The 17,612-nt window shown below is 57.3% G+C and carries 18 protein-coding genes and 1 other RNA gene; 9 read left to right on the forward strand and 10 right to left on the reverse strand.

Features of this window, described 5'->3' with window-relative positions:
• Positions 1-42: 42 nt before the first annotated feature.
• From D1841_RS07115 to D1841_RS07135, 4 genes are all read left to right on the forward strand, one after another.
• Positions 43-432 (forward strand): hypothetical protein, encoded by a 390-nt coding sequence (locus D1841_RS07115; RefSeq protein ID WP_160642589.1) that lies wholly within the window; start codon positions 43-45, stop codon positions 430-432.
• Positions 433-525: 93 nt separating this feature from the next.
• On the forward strand, positions 526-885 hold the full coding sequence (locus tag D1841_RS07120) for a carbon storage regulator (RefSeq protein WP_160642588.1): 360 nt from the start codon (positions 526-528) through the stop codon (positions 883-885).
• 149 nt (positions 886-1,034) lie between these two features.
• The gene (locus tag D1841_RS19065; protein WP_237076244.1) at positions 1,035-3,308 is read left to right on the forward strand and encodes a flagellin; all 2,274 of its coding nucleotides are present in this window, start codon (positions 1,035-1,037) and stop codon (positions 3,306-3,308) included.
• Between the two features lie 127 nt (positions 3,309-3,435).
• Positions 3,436-5,547 carry a glycosyltransferase gene (locus D1841_RS07135; RefSeq protein WP_160642587.1) on the forward strand — a complete coding sequence of 704 codons (2,112 nt, stop codon included), beginning with the start codon at positions 3,436-3,438 and terminating at the stop codon, positions 5,545-5,547.
• A gap of 441 nt (positions 5,548-5,988) precedes the next feature.
• Here the strand turns inward: D1841_RS07135 and smpB are convergent, their stop codons facing one another.
• From smpB to ffs, 8 genes are all read right to left on the reverse strand, one after another.
• The gene (smpB, locus tag D1841_RS07145) at positions 5,989-6,456 is read right to left on the reverse strand and encodes an SsrA-binding protein SmpB (protein ID WP_160642585.1); all 468 of its coding nucleotides are present in this window, start codon (positions 6,454-6,456) and stop codon (positions 5,989-5,991) included.
• A 17-nt stretch (positions 6,457-6,473) separates the two neighbouring features.
• A complete protein-coding gene (locus D1841_RS19070) occupies positions 6,474-6,794 on the reverse strand; it encodes a hypothetical protein (protein ID WP_237076243.1) in 321 nt (106 codons plus the stop codon).
• On the reverse strand, positions 6,764-7,135 hold the full coding sequence (locus D1841_RS19075) for an AAA family ATPase (protein ID WP_237076242.1): 372 nt from the start codon (positions 7,133-7,135) through the stop codon (positions 6,764-6,766). The genes D1841_RS19070 and D1841_RS19075 overlap by 31 nt, the downstream gene beginning before the upstream one ends.
• Positions 7,120-7,869, reverse strand: a complete 750-nt coding sequence (locus D1841_RS07155; RefSeq protein ID WP_160642584.1) for a CPBP family intramembrane glutamic endopeptidase — start codon at positions 7,867-7,869, stop codon at positions 7,120-7,122. The genes D1841_RS19075 and D1841_RS07155 overlap by 16 nt, the downstream gene beginning before the upstream one ends.
• Positions 7,866-8,465, reverse strand: a complete 600-nt coding sequence (recR, locus tag D1841_RS07160) for a recombination mediator RecR (RefSeq protein WP_160642583.1) — start codon at positions 8,463-8,465, stop codon at positions 7,866-7,868. Before recR ends, D1841_RS07155 begins: the two co-directional genes overlap by 4 nt.
• Entirely contained in the window at positions 8,465-8,815 is a 351-nt protein-coding gene (locus tag D1841_RS07165; protein ID WP_160642582.1) for a YbaB/EbfC family nucleoid-associated protein, read from the reverse strand. Before D1841_RS07165 ends, recR begins: the two co-directional genes overlap by 1 nt.
• A 60-nt stretch (positions 8,816-8,875) precedes the next feature.
• Positions 8,876-10,555 (reverse strand): DNA polymerase III subunit gamma/tau, encoded by a 1,680-nt coding sequence (gene dnaX, locus D1841_RS07170; RefSeq protein WP_160642581.1) that lies wholly within the window; start codon positions 10,553-10,555, stop codon positions 8,876-8,878.
• 67 nt (positions 10,556-10,622) lie between these two features.
• Positions 10,623-10,720: signal recognition particle sRNA small type (gene ffs / locus D1841_RS07175), an RNA gene on the reverse strand.
• A gap of 344 nt (positions 10,721-11,064) precedes the next feature.
• Between ffs and D1841_RS07180 the strand changes: the two genes are divergently transcribed.
• Complete coding sequence (locus D1841_RS07180; protein ID WP_161879943.1) at positions 11,065-11,586, forward strand: GNAT family N-acetyltransferase; 522 nt, start codon at positions 11,065-11,067, stop codon at positions 11,584-11,586.
• A 61-nt stretch (positions 11,587-11,647) separates the two neighbouring features.
• Here the strand turns inward: D1841_RS07180 and D1841_RS07185 are convergent, their stop codons facing one another.
• The gene (locus D1841_RS07185) at positions 11,648-12,559 is read right to left on the reverse strand and encodes an aldo/keto reductase family oxidoreductase (protein ID WP_160642577.1); all 912 of its coding nucleotides are present in this window, start codon (positions 12,557-12,559) and stop codon (positions 11,648-11,650) included.
• 126 nt (positions 12,560-12,685) lie between these two features.
• Between D1841_RS07185 and D1841_RS07190 the strand changes: the two genes are divergently transcribed.
• From D1841_RS07190 to D1841_RS07200, 3 genes are all read left to right on the forward strand, one after another.
• Entirely contained in the window at positions 12,686-12,970 is a 285-nt protein-coding gene (locus tag D1841_RS07190; RefSeq protein WP_160642576.1) for a DUF1905 domain-containing protein, read from the forward strand.
• Positions 12,971-13,107: 137 nt separating this feature from the next.
• Positions 13,108-13,800 (forward strand): iron-sulfur cluster assembly scaffold protein, encoded by a 693-nt coding sequence (locus D1841_RS07195; RefSeq protein WP_160642575.1) that lies wholly within the window; start codon positions 13,108-13,110, stop codon positions 13,798-13,800.
• A gap of 35 nt (positions 13,801-13,835) precedes the next feature.
• Positions 13,836-14,843, forward strand: a complete 1,008-nt coding sequence (locus tag D1841_RS07200; protein ID WP_160642574.1) for a GGGtGRT protein — start codon at positions 13,836-13,838, stop codon at positions 14,841-14,843.
• A 243-nt stretch (positions 14,844-15,086) separates the two neighbouring features.
• On the opposite strand, the gene D1841_RS07205 is transcribed toward D1841_RS07200, so the two are convergent.
• Positions 15,087-15,686, reverse strand: a complete 600-nt coding sequence (locus D1841_RS07205; protein ID WP_160642573.1) for a helix-turn-helix domain-containing protein — start codon at positions 15,684-15,686, stop codon at positions 15,087-15,089.
• Between the two features lie 234 nt (positions 15,687-15,920).
• On the opposite strand from D1841_RS07205, the gene uxaC reads away from it, so the two are divergent.
• A complete protein-coding gene (uxaC, locus tag D1841_RS07210) occupies positions 15,921-17,363 on the forward strand; it encodes a glucuronate isomerase (RefSeq protein ID WP_160642572.1) in 1,443 nt (480 codons plus the stop codon).
• Positions 17,364-17,612 lie beyond the last annotated feature (249 nt).

The raw sequence follows: 17,612 nt of genomic DNA on the forward strand, positions 1-17,612 counted from the left end.
GTTCTACACAATGCCGGACAAATGAAGCGGAGGTGACGTGCTTTGACAGATTTTTTGCCGGAAAATGATCAGGAATTGCGGGACTGCCTGTCCGAGTTGGCAGAGAGCATCGTCGCACACATCACCGACCAGGATCCGGAGCACTATCAGGAACTGCTGAGCGCTTTTGTTTCGCAATTGTTTTTGTGCGCCACCAGGCAGAGCATACGTAAAGAGCGCAAAGCGCGCCAGGCAGAGGGCATTGCCAAGGCGAAGGCCAAGGGCGTCAGCTTTGGCCGGAAGCTGCGGCCCCTGCCGGATAATTTTGAGGAGGCGCGGCTGCTGTGGCGCAGCCATGAGATGAATTTGCAGGACGCTGCCAAGCACTGTGGATTGCCCAAAAGCACCTTCTATGGGGCGGTGCAGCGGGTGGAAAGCGCAAACAAGTCTTAAGGGGCCTCGAATAAGTCACCCCAAAAGGCTTAGCGCACGTCTCGCTAACGGCCTTTGCGCGGTATTGCTATAAAAACGAGTGGGAGGGAACCCATGCTGACTTTGAGGATCAAATCGGGAGAATACATTACCATCGGGGAGGACGTGGCCGTACAGATTTTTGACCGTCCAGGCGATTCCTTTGAGGTATCCATAAAGGCCCCGCGGGAAGTGCCCATCTTCCGCAGCGGCGTTTTTGAGCGCAGCGAGAGCAGGCCCGATGGCCTGAAAGACCAGCGGGTGAAGCCGCCGTCGGAGAAGCGGCGGGACGAAAAGCGCCTGCGGGCTTTGGCAAGGCGGGAGGAACGGTATGCCGCTGTGCGGGAAATGAGCACGATTCTGGATAAATTGGAAAAAACAAGGGACTGCGCGGAGCTGCACGAGATGCGCAGGCTGTTAGACAGAGTGATTTAGGTTTCTGCGGGCACGCGCGGCCCGTTGAAATATACAGCGCTGTGCGGGTGAACTTGGCCAGTTTGCCTAAACGGCGCAACGCACACAGAACTCCGGCGACGAACGCCGGGGCGAAGTTTACGCTAAAATCATATTAAAGGAGAAAAGTTATGCGTATTCAACACAACATTATGGCGATGAACGCCTACCGGAACTACAATACCAACACTTCCGCGCTGAGCAAGAACCTGGAGAAGCTGTCCTCCGGCTATAAGATCAACCGCGCTGGCGACGACGCTGCCGGCCTGGCTATTTCTGAGAAAATGCGCGCCCAGATCACCGGCCTGAACGCTGCCCAGAAGAACGTAAAGGACGGCGTCAGCCTGGTAAAGACCGCTGAAGGCGCCATGCAGGAGATCCAGGACATGCTCAACCGCATGGACTATCTGGCCACCCAGTCTGCCAACGGCACCTATGACAACGAAGTGGACCGCAAGAACCTGCAGAAGGAAGTGGACGCGCTGAAGTCTGAAATCAACCGCATTGCGGACAGCGCCAACTTCAACGGCATCAAGCTGATGGACGGCCAGCGCGCAGAGTCCGCAGGCACTGCTGTTACCATTAACAGCAGCGTCAGCGGCACAGTTACCGCTGGCGTGGCTGGCGGCGGCGGGGCTATCAGTTTAGGTGATGCTAATTTCACCACAGCCAATACGGATTCACAGCACGCAGGCGCAGACGGAGTTAATCGTCAGGATGCTAGCTTCACTATTGATTTGACAGGCTTTTCGGCTACTGCTGGGACAGCCAATGAGACAGTTTCGATCAAATTTGGTGCAATCACTCTTGGAACAGTAACCATACAAACTGCTGGTAGCGCAATGAACGCGGTTGGACTCGCAACTTCCATCGCGGATGCCCTTAGCGCATCAACCGTTAATATTGGCGGTGTGGGTTTTACTGTAACCAATACTGGTAGTACTCTTGTCTTCACTATGGATCCCGCGGCTGCCTTAACGAGTGCGAATGCTGCTAGTGTTAATGAACTTATTGGCGCAGAGGTGCAGATTGATGGCACGGCCCAGATTGACAAGAAGGGTGTTGAGCATGGTGCTGTAGACATCACAGAGGCTGTTGCAGCGAAAGCAGGAGACCTGGCCGGTATTGACTTCACAATCACCGAAGATCTGATGGGCCAAGGCAAGCAACTGACCATTGGCGATACGACATTTGTATTCCAGACAGAAGCGGGTACGACTCCTGATACTACTACTGTACCCACAGGTACTACAGCAGTTGTGATTGATGTCAGCGGCAAAAAGACTGCTGCTGAGCAGGTGCAGGAAGCTGTGCGTAAGATTGCCACGGCTGGTAGAAACATTGGGCATGACAAGGATGGCGATGGCACATCAGATGCCACTTTTAATATTTCCTCTGTCGGCCCGAACACGATCCATTTGGATCAGCAGATGCCTGGCACCGGTACCCCGCCGGTTTACAGCGTTGATGACATGAAGGGGATGTTCTCCGCTGCTAATCCCACCACGTCTGCTGTAGCAGGCAGCCTGGAGCTGTCTCCCACCATCAGCGTGGACGTTGCGGAAGGCGAGCGCGTAAGCTTTGGCGACGGCAAGACCTATGTGATTGTCGGGGCCACCAGCGACAAGCTGACCGCTGATATTGCCGCAGCCCAGGCCGATGAGAAGGTAAGCGAAATTTACGTAACGGCTGAAAGCTTCAACGAAGAGCTGAGCAAGTTTGCCCTGGATAAGGCTGTGAAGGACGCGCTGGCTGACACCGCCGCAACCGGGTATAATGGCAGCAAGCTGACTGCCGCCGTTTCCAACGGCACAGCCACCATTACAGCCGCTGCAAGCAGTGATGTTGGAGTAGAAGACACACAGACAAAGCTGGAAGCCTTCCAGACGGCTGTGGAAGCAAAGCTTGCTAACTTTAAGGTGCAGAAGGTCACCGAAGACGACATAGGCAACTCTGGCCTGAAACTGCAGATTGGCGACACCAGCGACAGCTTCAACCAGCTTCAGGTGAAGATTGGCGATATGCACACCAGCGCTATGGGCACCATGGAGTCTGTTGTAGAGGGCGGCAGGCAGACGGCTGTTTCCGGCAAGTCCATTGCGGACATCAACATCAGCACCCCCGAGGGCGCCCACGAGGCCATCGACGTTATCAAGAACGCCATTAACTATGTTTCCGGTATCCGCGGCGACTTGGGCGCAACCCAGAACCGCTTGGAGCACACCGCTAACAACCTGAGCGTTATGGCTGAGAACATTCAGGATGCTGAGTCCACCATCCGCGACACAGACGTTGCCGAGGAAATGATGGCTTACACCAAGAACAACATCCTTATCCAGTCCGCACAGGCTATGCTGGCCCAGGCCAACGCAGTGCCTCAGGGTGTTCTGCAGCTTCTTGGCTAATCTTTACAGCATTTTTACAATTTCAAAAAAAGGTTATGGGGCGGGCGTGTGCCCGTCCCATTTCCTGCTTTTGGGGGAGCCGCCCGCCTGGGGCAGTTTCCCCAAGGTCAGGAAAAGGAGGAAAAACATGGACACCATTTTATCCATTGGCATTATTTTTAAAAACGACATCCGCTGTATCGAGCGCTGCTTGAAGGCGCTCCAGCCCTTGCGGGACGCTGTCCCCTGCGAGCTGGTGATGGCGGACACAGGCTCGGACGACGGCAGCCGCGCAGTGGCGGAAAAGTATGCGGACACCTTGTTTGATTTTCCCTGGATCAACGATTTTGCGGCCGCCCGCAACGCGGTTATAGACCGCTGCACAGGCGAATGGTACTTATCTGTGGATACGGACGAATACATGGACGAGGATGTGGAGGAGATTTCCCAGTTCCTCCTCACTGAAAACCAGTCCTGCAACCTTTGCCGCGTTACCATCCGCAACTATCGGGACTATTCTATGGACGGCTCTTACGCCGACTTTTACACCCTGCGCATGGTCAGGCTTTCCATCGGGGCACGCTATCAGGGGGCCATCCATGAGGCGTGGACGGGCCTGGAGCGTGCCGGCTCTGCTTTGCAGTTTACCAAGACCATTTTCCATCACGACGGCTATGTGAACATGGCCCAGAACCCGGAAAAGCTTAAGCGGAATATGAGCCTTTTGCGGGATAAGGTGAAAAGCGACCCCAAGAACCTTCTCACCCGCCTGCAGATTATCGAAAGCGGTTTTCAGGAGCCGGACTACTTAGACCAGTTGAAAAAGTCCCTTTCTATGGTAAAGCGCAAGGTGGCTGGGTGGAAGCTGTTTGGCCCGCCGATTTTCCGCCACGCAGTTTCCATCGCCCACGACCGCAAGCTGGCCGAATTCCAAAAGTGGGCCGACCAGGCGGAAGAGTGGTTCCCGGATTCCTATTTTGTCCGTATCGACGTAAAGGTTCACCGGATGCTGGAGAGCTTTGAGCGGGAAGAGTATGCAGAAAGCGTCCGCCAGGGGGAAGCGCTGCTGGAGGCTTATGCGGATTACCGGGCAGGCCGCGGGGATTTGAACTGCCAGGCGTGCAGCACGCTGCAGATGGCCTCGCCTTATCATGAGCGGACTGTGCGGCTTTGTCTGGCCAGCGCCTGCCTGGAGGATGGAAAAGCCGGAAGGGCCTTGGCGCTTTTGCAGGAGCTGGAGTTCAGCCGCCTGGACAGGGTGCAGACAGAAAACCTGACCAAAACCTTGTGCGCCCTGCACATGCGCAGTCAGGAGGACACAGACTCCCTGGTACTGGCAGCGTGGGAGGGGATTACCACCCCGGAGCCGGACGAAAAGCGGGCAGAAGAACGCCGCCTGACCTTCATGGTGTTTGGCTCGGCAGCGTTTACCGCCAACTACCAGCAGGACGAGGCAAAGAAAGCAAACTTCTGCCGCCACGCCTGCGGAGTCTTTGCGCCTTTGGCGGAAAAGTGCGGGCTGGGCCTGGCTGCCTCTATCCTGGGAACGGAAGACCCGGAGGAAATGGCTGCCTTGCTGGCCCGGGTGGGCAAGTGGGCAGAGCTGCCCTTCCCGGCCCTCAGCCGCTCCATAGAGTCCGGAGTGGAGTTCCCGCTGCCTGGGAAGCCCCTGAACGTGGAAAGCATGGACGAGCTGGCAGGCCGTTTGGCTGCAGACTGGGGTGTGTTTTTCCCCATGGTACAGCGCGCGGCAGAGGAGGATTTCGCCCAAAACTGGCAGAAGCTTTGCTGGGCCAGGGGATTGTCCCTAAACGCACTGCAGAGGCACAACTGGAAAAGCGGCAGGGAAGAGGACGGCATGGCCCTGGCACGCTTTTTCGCAGACGTTGAGAAGGTGTTTTTGCCCAGATGCTATAACCCGCAGGTGCTGGCAGAGGAAAACCTCTCTGTGCTGCCGCCTATGCACCGCTTCGGGTGGTATTGTGTTCAGGCTTTTGACGCGCTGGACAAGGGGGATGTGATTAGCTACACCCACTTGCTACGCAAGGGCCTGGCGGCCCATGAGGGCATGAAAGCCGTGGTTGAATTCTTGACCGACCACACCCCTCAACTGCAGGCCGCGCGGCCTGACCCCGAGCTTCTGGCTTTGGCGGAAAAGGTGCGGGGGATGCTGTCGGTCTATCCGGAGGACGACCCGGCGGTGGCGGCAATAAAGCAAAGCCCCGTATACCAACGGGTGGCGCATTTAATTGAGGAGTGAAGGTATGGATAAGGAGACAGGGAATGCCTTAAGGGCCTTTCTATGATGGAAATCAGCATAATGAGGTTAGAGACAAATGACGTTGGCCGTCAAATCCTTTATGGAAGGTACGGCAGAAAAGCTGGGTGTAGGGAAGCGGACGGGAGGGGTTCAATGGTTCCTGTCGGCAGGGAACAAGCTGCCATAAACGCAAAGCAATCATAAAAGGCCGACCCGCAGGTTCTCTTCCTGTGGGCCGGCCTTTTTCGCGTCAGGGCAGAATGTTCTTGTAAGCCAGCCGCTCCATGCCGCCGCCAAAGAGACAGGCCTATCGGTTGCGCTCCTTTAAGCTTCTCTCTATATCCCTCTGGGCATCCCTCTTGGCAGCGTCTGCCCTCTTGTCATAGAGCTTCTTGCCCGAGGGCAAGAAAGCCGCTCCATGCCGTCGTCAAAGAGGCTGGCCTATCGGTTGCGCTCCTTTAAGCTTCTCTCTATATCCCTCTGGGCATCCCTCTTGGCAGCGTCTGCCCTCTTGTCATAGAGCTTCTTGCCCTTGCATAACCCCACCTGCACCTTCACCCGGGAATCCTTAAAATAGAGGGAAAGGGGGATAAGGGAGTAGCCCTGCTGCTTGACAACGCCGTAAAGCCGCTGGATCTCCCGTTTGTGCAGCAGCAGGCGGCGCACCCGCATGGGATCCCGGTTAAAAATGTTGCCGAAGTCATAGGGGCTGATGTGGCAGCCGTTTAAGAGCATTTCCCCGTCCACCACAGAGCACCAGGCGTCCTTCAGGTTCACCCGGCCTTGGCGCAGGGATTTTACCTCCGTGCCTACCAGTTCAATGCCGGCCTCATAGCTTTCCTCCACGAAATAGTCGTGATAGGCTTTTTTGTTCTGTGCAATGGTTTTTGTGTTGGATTTCGCTGCCATAGCGCACCTCCTTTTTGCTAAAGGGCAAAATGTTCCTCCAGAACCGCCAGTGTTTCTTCTATTGTGCGCGTGCCGTCGCGCAGCAGCGTGAAAAAGCCGCTGCTTTCAAACGCGCGGTACACAGCAGGGCTGTTAACCTCTGCCAGGCATTCCCGGTAATTCTCCATGGCCTTTTCCGGATTCTCCGCCTGCTGTATCTGCGACAGGATAAACTGCTTTTCCGGATCCTCCCGGTCAAAAAAGCTTTCCACAGAAAGGCTCTGGGGAGCCAGCAGGAAAGCCACATGGTGGTAGTCGGAGATTCCTTTCAGCCACGCGGGGGAAATGTTGGTGTCCACAAACACCTTTTCCCCTCCCCCGCCAACTGGATCAGGCGGGCAATCTCCAGGCCCGCCGCTTCCTGGCTGCACCCGTCAATCCACTGGGCATACTCCTGGGGCGTGCGGCTGATAAATTCCTGCCAGCTTTCCATGGTCTGGAAATAGGAAAGTGCCGGCTGGTTCTCCGGGTCAACAGCATCCATCAAAACATCGTGGTAGTTTTCGCCGCAGCAGATACCGCCATGCTTTTCCGCCAGCAGCCGCACCATGGTGGATTTCCCGGCGCAGGCCGTTCCGTTGATAAAGTAACAGTCCCGGAAAAGGGTGCGCAGAATATTGCTTTTTATGGGGATTTCCATTTTTTCCTCCTAAAGGCCCAACGCCCCAGCAGCCAAAAGGCCAGGATGCACAAAAACAAGGCGGCCACATTATACTGTATCGGGGCCAAAAAGGATACGTTGAAAAACATGTGGCACAGTGCGGCAGAAAGCAAATTCCCATGCCGCAGGTAGAGCCATCCCAGCACAAAAGAAACCAGCACTGCCCAGAGCAGCAGGAACGGGATGTCCTTTGCCCCCATCCCATTCCGGGCAACCCACATGGGGATATGCCAGAAGGCCCAGGCCAGGCCCGCCAGCAGCAATGGCCCGGCCTTTTTCTCGCCTGCTGCCAGGCTTTTCAGGAAAAACGCGCGCCATGCCAGTTCCTCCGCAAAGGCGGTGGCGTAAAGGTACACGCAGCTAGTCGCAAGGCCCCCTATGGATCCGTAAGAGTCCCGGAACAGATGGGCCTCTGTGGCAAGGGCGTAGGCCAGCGACACAGAACACCCCAGCACTGCGACGCCCAGGCAGGCCACTGCCTCTTGGGGGGAAAAGGCCCGGCAGTTTTCCAGGATATGGGATTTCGCCTTGCCGGCAGGCAGCAGGAACCCTAAGGTGGCCAGGGGCGGCACAAGGACAAAGGCCCCTGACAAGCCTGCCAGAACCCTGGGGACTGCCATGCCGCCCAGCTCCAGCAGGCGGGGCAGGTAAAGGGAGATGGAAAAAACATAGACCAATACCAGCCACAGGGCGGCTTTCCTTTTATCCGTCATAATTCCTGTCGGCCCTCCATAGCCCTTTGCAATGTGACCTCGTCGGCGTATTCCAGGTCGCCGCCCACAGGGATGCCATAGGCAAGCCTTGTCACCTTCACCCCCAAAGGCTTTAAAAGCCGGGAAAGGTACATGGCGGTGGCCTCCCCCTCCACAGTGGGGTTGGTGGCCATAATCACCTCCCGCACCCCGCCGTCTATCCGGGGCAGCAGCTCCTTGATTTTCAACTGCTCCGGCCCAATGCCGGACAGCGGCGAAATGGCCCCATGGAGCACGTGGTACAGCCCGTTATACTCCCCGGCCCGCTCCAGGGCAAACACATCCTTCGGCTCCTCCACCACGCAGATTAAGGCCTTATCACGCACAGGGCTGCGGCACACCGGGCACAGCTCGTCGTCCGTCAGGTTGCAGCAGACAGCGCAGTAATGTATTTTCTCGTGGGCCTCCAGAATGGCCCCCGCAAAGCCTTCCGCCTGCTCCTTTGGCATGTCCAGCACAAAATAAGCCAGCCGCTGGGCGGTTTTGTGGCCTATGCCGGGCAGGCTTTCAAATTTTTCCACCAGGCTTTCCAGGGGCGGGACATGGTATCCCGCCATTACATCAGCCCCGGTATGCTCATGCCGCCGGAAAGGGCGCCCATGCGATCTTCCCGCTCAGCGGCGGCAGCCCGCAGCGCCCCGTTGACAGCGGCGGTCACCAGATCTCCCAGCATTTCCGCGTCCTCCGGATCAATCACCTCGGGCTTTATCTCCACAGCCTTCACTTCCAGCTTGCCGGAAACCACAGCCTTCACCGCGTCTCCCCCGGCTGTGGCGCTGTACTCCTTCTCGTCCAGCTCAGCGGAAATCACTTCCATCTGCTCCTGCATTTTCTGGGCCTGCCGGGCAAGCTGCTGCAAATTGGCAGCCCCTCCGCCGCCATATCCCTGGGGTAATCTTGCTTTCATAAAGCTGTCATCCTTTCAAAATCAAAATATTATAGTGTCAAATCCTGAACTTCTCCCCGCTCACTCCTCCACCTGGGTGGGGATGCCCGCTTCTTCCGCCCGGCGGAGCAAATCCTCCAGCGGGTCTGCGGCAGCGCTTTCCTTAGAGGCGGGGGGCCGGTAGGGGCCAAGCTTATAGGCCCGGCCTGTCACCTGGAAAACCGCCTCCCGCATACGCTGGCGCTGCTCTGCCTTCTTTAAAAGCTCAAAGGCGATTTCCGGGGCCTCAATCAGCAGGTATTCCCCGCTGGTGTAGGCGGCAGAGCCGTCAAAGGCCATGGCCACGCTTTTGGTGGTGCCCCGTATCACCTGCAGAATCTCCGGCCACTGGCGGAAGCGCTGGGCCTCGGCGGAAAGGGCCTCCACGTCCACTGGGGGCTGGCTTTTAGGGGCCGCGGGCTTTTTAGGCGCCGGGGCTGGGACAGGCTTTTCCGCCGGCGGGGCGGGGGGGCCGTCGAACACCGGAGGAATTTCCTCTGGCTCCGGCTCAGCCGCCGGGCTGGCGGGCGCGGCTTCCTCCGCCCGGGCAGGGGCTTCCTCCTCCAAAGGGGGCAAGGCCCTGGGCGGCACGCCGCTTTCAAGCTGTTCAATCCGCCGCAGCAGGGCGGCAGTGCTGTCGTCCAGCTCCGGGGAGCACAGCCGCACAAAGGCCATTTCCAACTGGGTGCGCTGGTTCATGTACCGCATTTTGTGCAGCGTGTCCTCCAGGGTGTCCAGCCCGTGAAGGATGGCGGAAAGGCTCATGCCATAAGCCTGCTGCTCCAGGGCCGCTATCTGGGTGGGGGGCAGGGTGAGGAGCTTTCCCGGATCCCGCATGGTTTTAAACAGCATCAGGCTGCGGAAATATTCCGCCATCTCCTCGCACAGCCGCACCATGTCCTTCGACTCCCTGTGCAGGCCGTCCAGGGTTTCCAGGGCCTTGGCTGCGTCCCGCTCCGCCACAGCCTGGGCCAGGGTGGTGAGATACCCCTGGGCCGCCACTCCGGCGGTAAGGCCCACCACCTCCAGGGTGACGTGCCGCCCCCTTCCCAGGCACTGATCCAAAAGGGACAGGGCGTCCCGCAAAGCGCCGTCTGCAATGCGGGCAATAAGCAAAGCCGCGTCCTCGTCCAGCTCCGCCTCCTCCAGCCCCGCCACCTGGATAAGCCGCCCCGCCATGGCCTGGGGATCGATGCGGTGGAAATCGAACCGCTGGCACCGGGAGAGGATGGTGGGCAGCAGCTTGTGAACCTCGGTGGTTGCCAAAATGAAGATCACATGGGCAGGAGGCTCCTCCAGGGTTTTCAAAAGGGCGTTAAAGGCAGAGGCCGAAAGCATATGCACCTCGTCGATGATATACACCCGGTATTTGGCGGTGGTGGGGGTGAAGTTTGCCTCCTCAATCAGCCCCCGGATGTTGTCCACGCCGTTGTTGCTGGCAGCGTCAATCTCCACCACGTCCAGGATGGACCCTTCCTCCAGCCCCCTGCACACCGGGCACTCCCCGCAGGGATCTCCCTCCCTTGGGTCAAGGCAGTTGACGGCCCGGGAAAGGATTTTGGCGCAGGTGGTTTTCCCCGTCCCCCGGGAGCCGGTGAACAGGTAGGCATGGGCAATACGCCCCCGAGTCAGCTCATTTTTCAGGGTTACGGTAACCTGGGGCTGGCCCACCACGTCCGCGAAAAACCGGGGCCTGTATTTCCGGTACAGCACCTTATACACAAACGCCGCCTCCCTTCATACGTTTATCTTTATTTTATAGAAAAACAACAGCCCGATAAGATATGAGAACGGACAGGCGACCTGCATCGCCCGGGAACATCCGCTTAATGCTGCTCGGTTCCCCGCCTGACATGGTTCACGGCGTCCCGCCGCGCAGACCTGTCCGCTCCCATATTCTATCGGGCCATTTGGCCGCCTGTCCACTATTATAAACGCTTTCTCTTGAAAAAACAAGAGGGAAATGCTATTATAAGAGAAAATGCATCGTGTAAAAAACCTGGAAGCTGTACCAATAGGCTCCTGCACAAACCTTTTCGGGAAATTTAGCGGGCTTTAGTGTTGGAAATCCTCGAAATACGAAAGTAATCCTTGCGGTTTCCGCCTTGAACCCCACAAAATTTCCTCGAAAATCTTCCCACCAATCCTATCGGTACAACTTCTTAGAGAAAGGAACGATACCGGGCACAAAAGGGGAGGCTTCCCCGCTTTTTGTGGAAATCCCGTATCGAATGGCGATTTTTATGCAGATTCGTAGAACCACCCCCGCAGACCTTCCCGCTGTGGCAGCCCTGTATGACGAGGCCCGGGCCGCCCTCCGCGCAGCCGGGGTAAATCAGTGGCAGGACGGCTACCCGGACGGGGCTTCTGCCAGGGCCGATATGGAAAAGGGCGCAGGCTTTGTGCTGGAGGACGGCGGGGAAGTGATTGCCACAGCCTGCCTGGCCTTTGGCCGCGAACCCACCTATGACGTAATAGAGCAGGGCGCCTGGCAGGCCCAGGGAGAGCCTTACGGCTTCCTGCACCGGATAGCCGTTTCCCCCAGGGCAAAGGGAAAGGGCGCGGCAGGGCTTTTCTTTGAAGAGCTGAAGCGGCAGGCCCGGGAAAGGGGTATCCGCGTCCTGCGGGGGGACACCCACCGGGACAACAAGGCCATGCAGCGGGTGATGGCAAAAAGCGGCCTCTCTTACCGGGGCATTATCCATATAGAGGACGGCACCGAGCGGCTGGCCTATGAGATCATCCTGCCCTGACGCGAAAAGCCCGGCCTGCAGGAGGGAGACCTGCGGGCCGGACTTTTTTATGCTTGTTTTGTTAAGGCAGCTTGTTCCCTGCCGCCAGATAGAGGGCGTACCAGTCCTCCCTGGCAAGATCCACGTCGCACCCGGCGCAGATTTCCTGCAGGCGGGCCGCATTGGTGCTGCCGCTTATCACCTGCATCCCTGCCGGATGGCGCAGAATCCAGGCAGTGGCAAGGGCCTGGGGGGTAGAGCCATACTTTTCAGCCAGCTCCTCCAGCTTTTCATTCAGGGCCGGGAACTTGGGGCTGCCTAGGAACACGCCCTCAAAGAAGCCATACTGGAAGGGGGACCAGGCCTGGATGGTTAAGCCCTTCAGGCGGCAGTAATCCAGCACCTCCCCGTCCCGGTCGGCGGCATGGGGGAACTCCGTATTGGCGCAGATGGCGTGATCCACAAGGCCCGTAAAGGCCAGGCCGAACTGAAGCTGGTTTACGGCCAGCTTTTGCTTTAACCCGGACTGGAGCAATTCCGCCTGCCGGGCGTTAAAATTGCTGACGCCGAAATGCAGCACCTTGCCGCTGCTTTCCAGGCGGCTGAAGGCCTCCGCAACCTCCTCCGGCTCCATCAGCGCGTCCGGGCGGTGGAGCAGCAGGAAATCCAGCCTGTCCGTACCCAGCCGGGAAAGGATGCCCTCCACGCTTTCCAGGATGTGCTCTTTGGAAAAATCATACATATTTTTGCGGATGCCGCACTTGCTCTGGAGAACCATCCTGTCCCGCAGGCCCGGCTCCGCTGCCAGCAGCCTGCCAAAGGCGGCTTCGCATTCCCCGCCCCCGTAAATGTCCGCATGGTCGAAAAAGTTCACGCCATTGTCCAAAGCCGTATGGACAAACCGGGAAAGCGCCTCCGGCTCCATGCTGCCAATGCGCATACAGCCCGCCACAATGGCGGAGGCATCCACCCCGCTGATATCCAAATATTTCATAGCCGCGTCCTCCTGTTTTCCGCCTGCTTTGCAGGCATGTTTGCAAATAGTATAGCATGGATGGTATACTATTTACAAGCCGGCAGGCGGCACATGCTGCCAGAAACAGCGCAAAGGAGGCGGCTTATGGCGGAGAAATGGGAATTTGATGGGGTTCTCCATGAAATACCGGAGAAGGGCGGGGCCTATGTGGCCTTTCCCTGGGACATCCGGCAGGTGTTTGGGAAGGGGCGGGTGAAGGTACACGCCCTGTTTGACGGCCTGCCCTATGACGGCAGCATTGTAAACATGGGGCTGAAAGGCCCAAAGGGCGAAACCGTCTATATTATCGGGGTACTGAAATCCATCCGGCAGAAGCTGGGGAAAAAGGAAGGGGATTGTATCCACGTTGTGATAGAGGAACGGCAGTGACCTTTCCCCCTGCAAACCAGCAAAATTTTGTCGAAGGGCTTGCATAGTAGGCCCTTTCCGATTATAATGAAATAAGATTGGTATTTCGGGCAAAGCCTGCCCTGAAAAACATTATAAATTTTGAAAGGAGTACCAATATGAACTATTCCCATGAAGTGGAAAATATGTGTACGGTGAAGAAAGGCCCTCATCATGGCCCGGCCCCCATCCCCGAAGAGGGCAAGTGGGTCAAGTCCTATCAGATTTCGGACATCAGCGGCCTTTCCCACGGCATCGGCTGGTGCGCTCCCCAGCAGGGCGCCTGCAAGCTGACCCTGAACGTGAAGGAAGGCATTGTGCAGGAGGCTCTGGTGGAAACCCTGGGCTGCTCCGGCATGACCCACTCTGCCGCCATGGCCGCGGAAATCCTCCCCGGCAAAACCCTTCTGGAGTGCCTGAACACCGACCTGGTGTGCGACGCCATCAACGTTGCCATGCGTGAAATCTTCAAGCAGCTCGCTTATGGCCGCAGCCAGACCGCCTTCTCCGAGGACGGCCTGCCCATCGGCGCCGGCCTGGAAGACCTGGGCAAGGGCCTGCGCTCCCAGGTGGGCACCATGTTCTCCACAGGCGCCAAGGGCGTGCGCTACATGGAAATGGCTGAGGGCTATGTCATCAAGATGGCCCTGGACGAGGAAGGCGAGGTCATTGGCTATCAGTTTGTCAAGCTGGGCAAAATGCTGGAGGACATCCGCCATGGCGTTTCCCCTGACGAGGCCTATAAGAACAACATTGGCCAGTATGGCCGTTTTGACGGCGCCGCCAAGTATATTGACCCCAGAGAAGAATAATAGAGTGACCATACATAGATTAGGAGGACAACGAAATGGCTAATGACGTCATGTTTGAAGGCAAGGAAAGAAGAATGCCCAAAATTGAGAAGTGCCTCAACCAGTATGGCCTGGGCAGCCTTGAGGAGGCAAGGGAGCTTTGCAAGTCCAAGGGTTTCGACCCCTACGATATCGTCAAGGGCGTACAGCCCATCGCTTTTGAAAACGCCGGCTGGGCCTACATCCTGGGCTGCGCCGTTGCCATTAAGAAGGGAGTAAAAACCGCCGCCGAAGCTGCCGAGGCCATCGGCATCGGCCTGGAGGCTTTCTGCATTCCCGGCTCTGTGGCTGAGCAGCGCAACGTGGGCCTGGGCCATGGCAACCTGGGCGCCATGCTGCTCAGGGATGAGACAAAGTGCTTTGCCTTCCTGGCAGGCCACGAGTCTTTTGCCGCCGCCGAAGGCGCTATCGGCATCGCAAAAACTGCCAACCGCGCCCGCAAGGAGCCTCTGCGCATCATCCTCAACGGCTTGGGCAAAGACGCCGCTTACATCATTTCCCGTATCAACGGCTTTACCTATGTAAAGACAGACTATGATTTCTTCACCGGCGAGCTGAAGGTGGAAGAAACCAAGCCCTTCTCCGACGGCGAGCGCGCTGCTGTTAAGTGCTATGGCGCAAACGACGTGCTGGAAGGCGTAGCCATTATGAAGCATGAGGGCGTGGACGTTTCCATTACCGGCAACTCCACCAACCCCACCCGTTTCCAGCATCTGGTAGCTGGCACCTATAAGAAGTGGGCTTTGGAGAACGACAAGAAGTATTTCTCTGTGGCCTCCGGCGGCGGCACCGGTCGTACCCTGCACCCGGACAACATGGCAGCCGGCCCCGCTTCCTATGGCCTGACCGACTCCATGGGCCGTATGCATGGCGACGCCCAGTTTGCCGGCTCTTCCTCTGTGCCTGCCCACGTGGAAATGATGGGCCTTATGGGCATGGGCAACAACCCCATGGTAGGCGCGACCGTTGCCTGCGCTGTGGCAGTATATGAGGGCATGAAGTAAGAAGCTGTACCAATAGGCTCCTGTACAAACCTTTTCGGGAAATTTAGCGGGCTTCTGTGTTGGAAATCCTCGAAATACGAAAGTATTTCTTGCGGTTTCCGCCTTGAATCCCACAAAATTTCCTCGAAAATCTTCGCACCAATCCTATCGGTACAGCTTCTAAATCCCGCCTTGCCCATACAGTATAAAACAAAAAAGCCGGCGCAGCTAGGATGGCTGCGTCGGCTTTTCCTATATGTTTCGTTATTTTGGGGGCTTCTCCACACCTTTTGCCTTTTCCCGCTCCTGCAGCTCCGGCAGGGGCGCCATGCCGTTTAAAAGGTCATGGAGCACGTCCGTCACCGCCAGCTTTTCCGCCCGCAGGCGGTAGGAATAGAAGTCCAGCATCCCGGGATCCGCCCCTTTCAGCTTTTCCCTCACTTCCTCTGCCCGGGATATATAAACTTGTATCTGCTGCATAAACCGGGCAAAATGCTCGTTCTCAATCATGGCGCTGACAAGCTGGGGATTAAGCCCTTCCGGCTCCCCTGTGTTGTGGGCGCTTTGCAGCAGCACAGCAGCTTTTTCGCTGAGGCCCATCTCCCTGACAGTCATCCTTTCATTTTCCTTCACCCGGAAGGCGGAGCGGCCCAGCAGCCAGTCCACAGACACGCCCCACAGCTCTGAAATTTTCTGCAGCACCTGGGTGTCCGGGAACCGGGTTCCCGTCAGGTAAGACCGCGCCAGAGCCTGGGACATCCCCAGCTTTTTGGCAAACGCCTCCAGGGACATGCCCCCCTGCAAATCCTGGAAGGATTTCTGAAAGGCGCGGAATATCTCGCCGTTGTTTTCCTCTCTACGCATAAGCCCTCCTGTATGCCCACCCTGCTTCCATACTTTGACTATACGGCAGTTTCCCTCTAAAGTCAAGGGTTTTTTTGGTATTCCCTTTAAAAAACTTTCCCGCCGGAAAGCTCTTTTTCTTGCATGTGGGAAAGGAAAGAGATACAATGATAGCAGGGGTTAAAAAACGCAGGCCCTGATACTTAGAGCGTGTCCGCGCAAGCTGAACACATTCCACTGAGGAGGTTATACATCTTGAAAGCATTTATGGACAAAGATTTTCTGCTGGCCACCCAAACGGCAAAGGAGCTGTACCACGGCTGTGCCGCAGGGCTGCCCATTCTGGATTACCACTGCCACATCAGCCCCCAGGAGATTTTCGAGGACAGGCGGTTTGAGAATATCACCCAGGTGTGGCTGGGCGGGGAGAACCCGGCGGGCGGCTGCGCCGGGGATCACTATAAGTGGCGGCTGATGCGGGCGAACGGCGTGGAAGAGCAGTTTGTCACAGGCAGCGCCCCAGACAGGGAGCGCTTCCAGAAATGGGCGGAAACCCTGGACAAGGCTATCGGCAACCCCCTCTACCACTGGAGCCATCTGGAGCTGCAGCGGTTTTTCGGGTATAAAGGCGTGCTGGGGGCTGATACGGCGGAGGAGGTATGGAACCTGTGCAATGAGAAGCTGCAAGAGCCTGCCATGAGCGCCCGCAGCCTTATCACCCAGTCCGGGGTCACGCTGCTCTGCACCACCGACGATCCTGCCGACGATCTCCGCTGGCACAAGGCACTTGCGGAAGACGCAAGCTTCCCGGTGCAGGTGCTGCCCGCCTTCCGCCCCGACAGGGCCATGAACCTGGAAAAGCCGGATTACCTTTCCGCCATATCCAGCCTGGAGGAAGCGGCGGGCATGAAGATTGCAGGCTTTGGGGACTTGCGGGCAGCGCTGCAAAAGCGCATGGCTTTCTTCCATTCCATGGGCTGCCGCCAGTCCGACCACGGCCTGGAATATCTTATGTACAGCCCCGCCCCCCAGGAGGATGTGGAGAAAATCTTCTCAAAGCGCCTGGCAGGCGTTATGCCCACCAGGGAGGAAGAGGAACAGTTTAAAACCGCCTTCATGCAGTTTGTAGGCGGGGAATATGTCCGGCTGAACTGGGTGATGCAGATACACTTCGGCTGCACCCGGAACAACAACACCGCCATGTTCGGGCGGCTTGGCCCGGACAGCGGCTTCGACGCCGTCCACAGCGGTTCCCCTGCCGTCAGCGCCGGGGCCTTCTTAAACGCCCTGGCCCAGAAAAACGCGCTGCCCAAAACCATCCTCTACAGCCTGAATCCCAACGACGACGAGCCTCTCTGCTCTATCACCGGCTGCTTCGCAGAGGGAGGCACTGTGGGCAAGGTGATACAGGGCGCGGCCTGGTGGTTTAACGACCACAAAACAGGGATGATAAAGCAGATGACCTCTTTTGCAAACACAGGCCTGCTGGGAAATTTCCTGGGTATGCTCACCGATTCCCGCAGCTTCCTGTCCTATCCCCGCCATGAGTATTTCCGCCGCATTCTCTGCGATCTGCTGGGCGGCTGGGTGGAAAACGGGGAGTATCCCTATGACATGGAAAAGCTTACGAAAATTGTGAAGGACATCTGCTATAACAACGCTGTCCGCTATTTTGGCTTTGACCTGGAAACCATCTAAAAGGATGTTGCAAAATGGGGGGAAAGCTGTTGTTTTGGGATCGCCCCTTTTTCAAAAGGGGTTGCGGGGTGTGGGGTGGTTGCTATGAGCTGATCGAGCCGGCAGGCGAGACTCAAAGCCCTATAGGTATGCACCGTAGATATAAACTGCGTGTTCGGACACTCCCCCTGGATTTCCCTCTATTGATTCCCCTCAGCCCCTGTGGTATAATAGCCGCAAAGCGGCTATTATACTTGATCTAAAATGTGT

Source organism: Neglectibacter sp. X4, assembly GCF_009917365.1.
GTDB lineage: Bacteria > Bacillota > Clostridia > Oscillospirales > Acutalibacteraceae > Acutalibacter.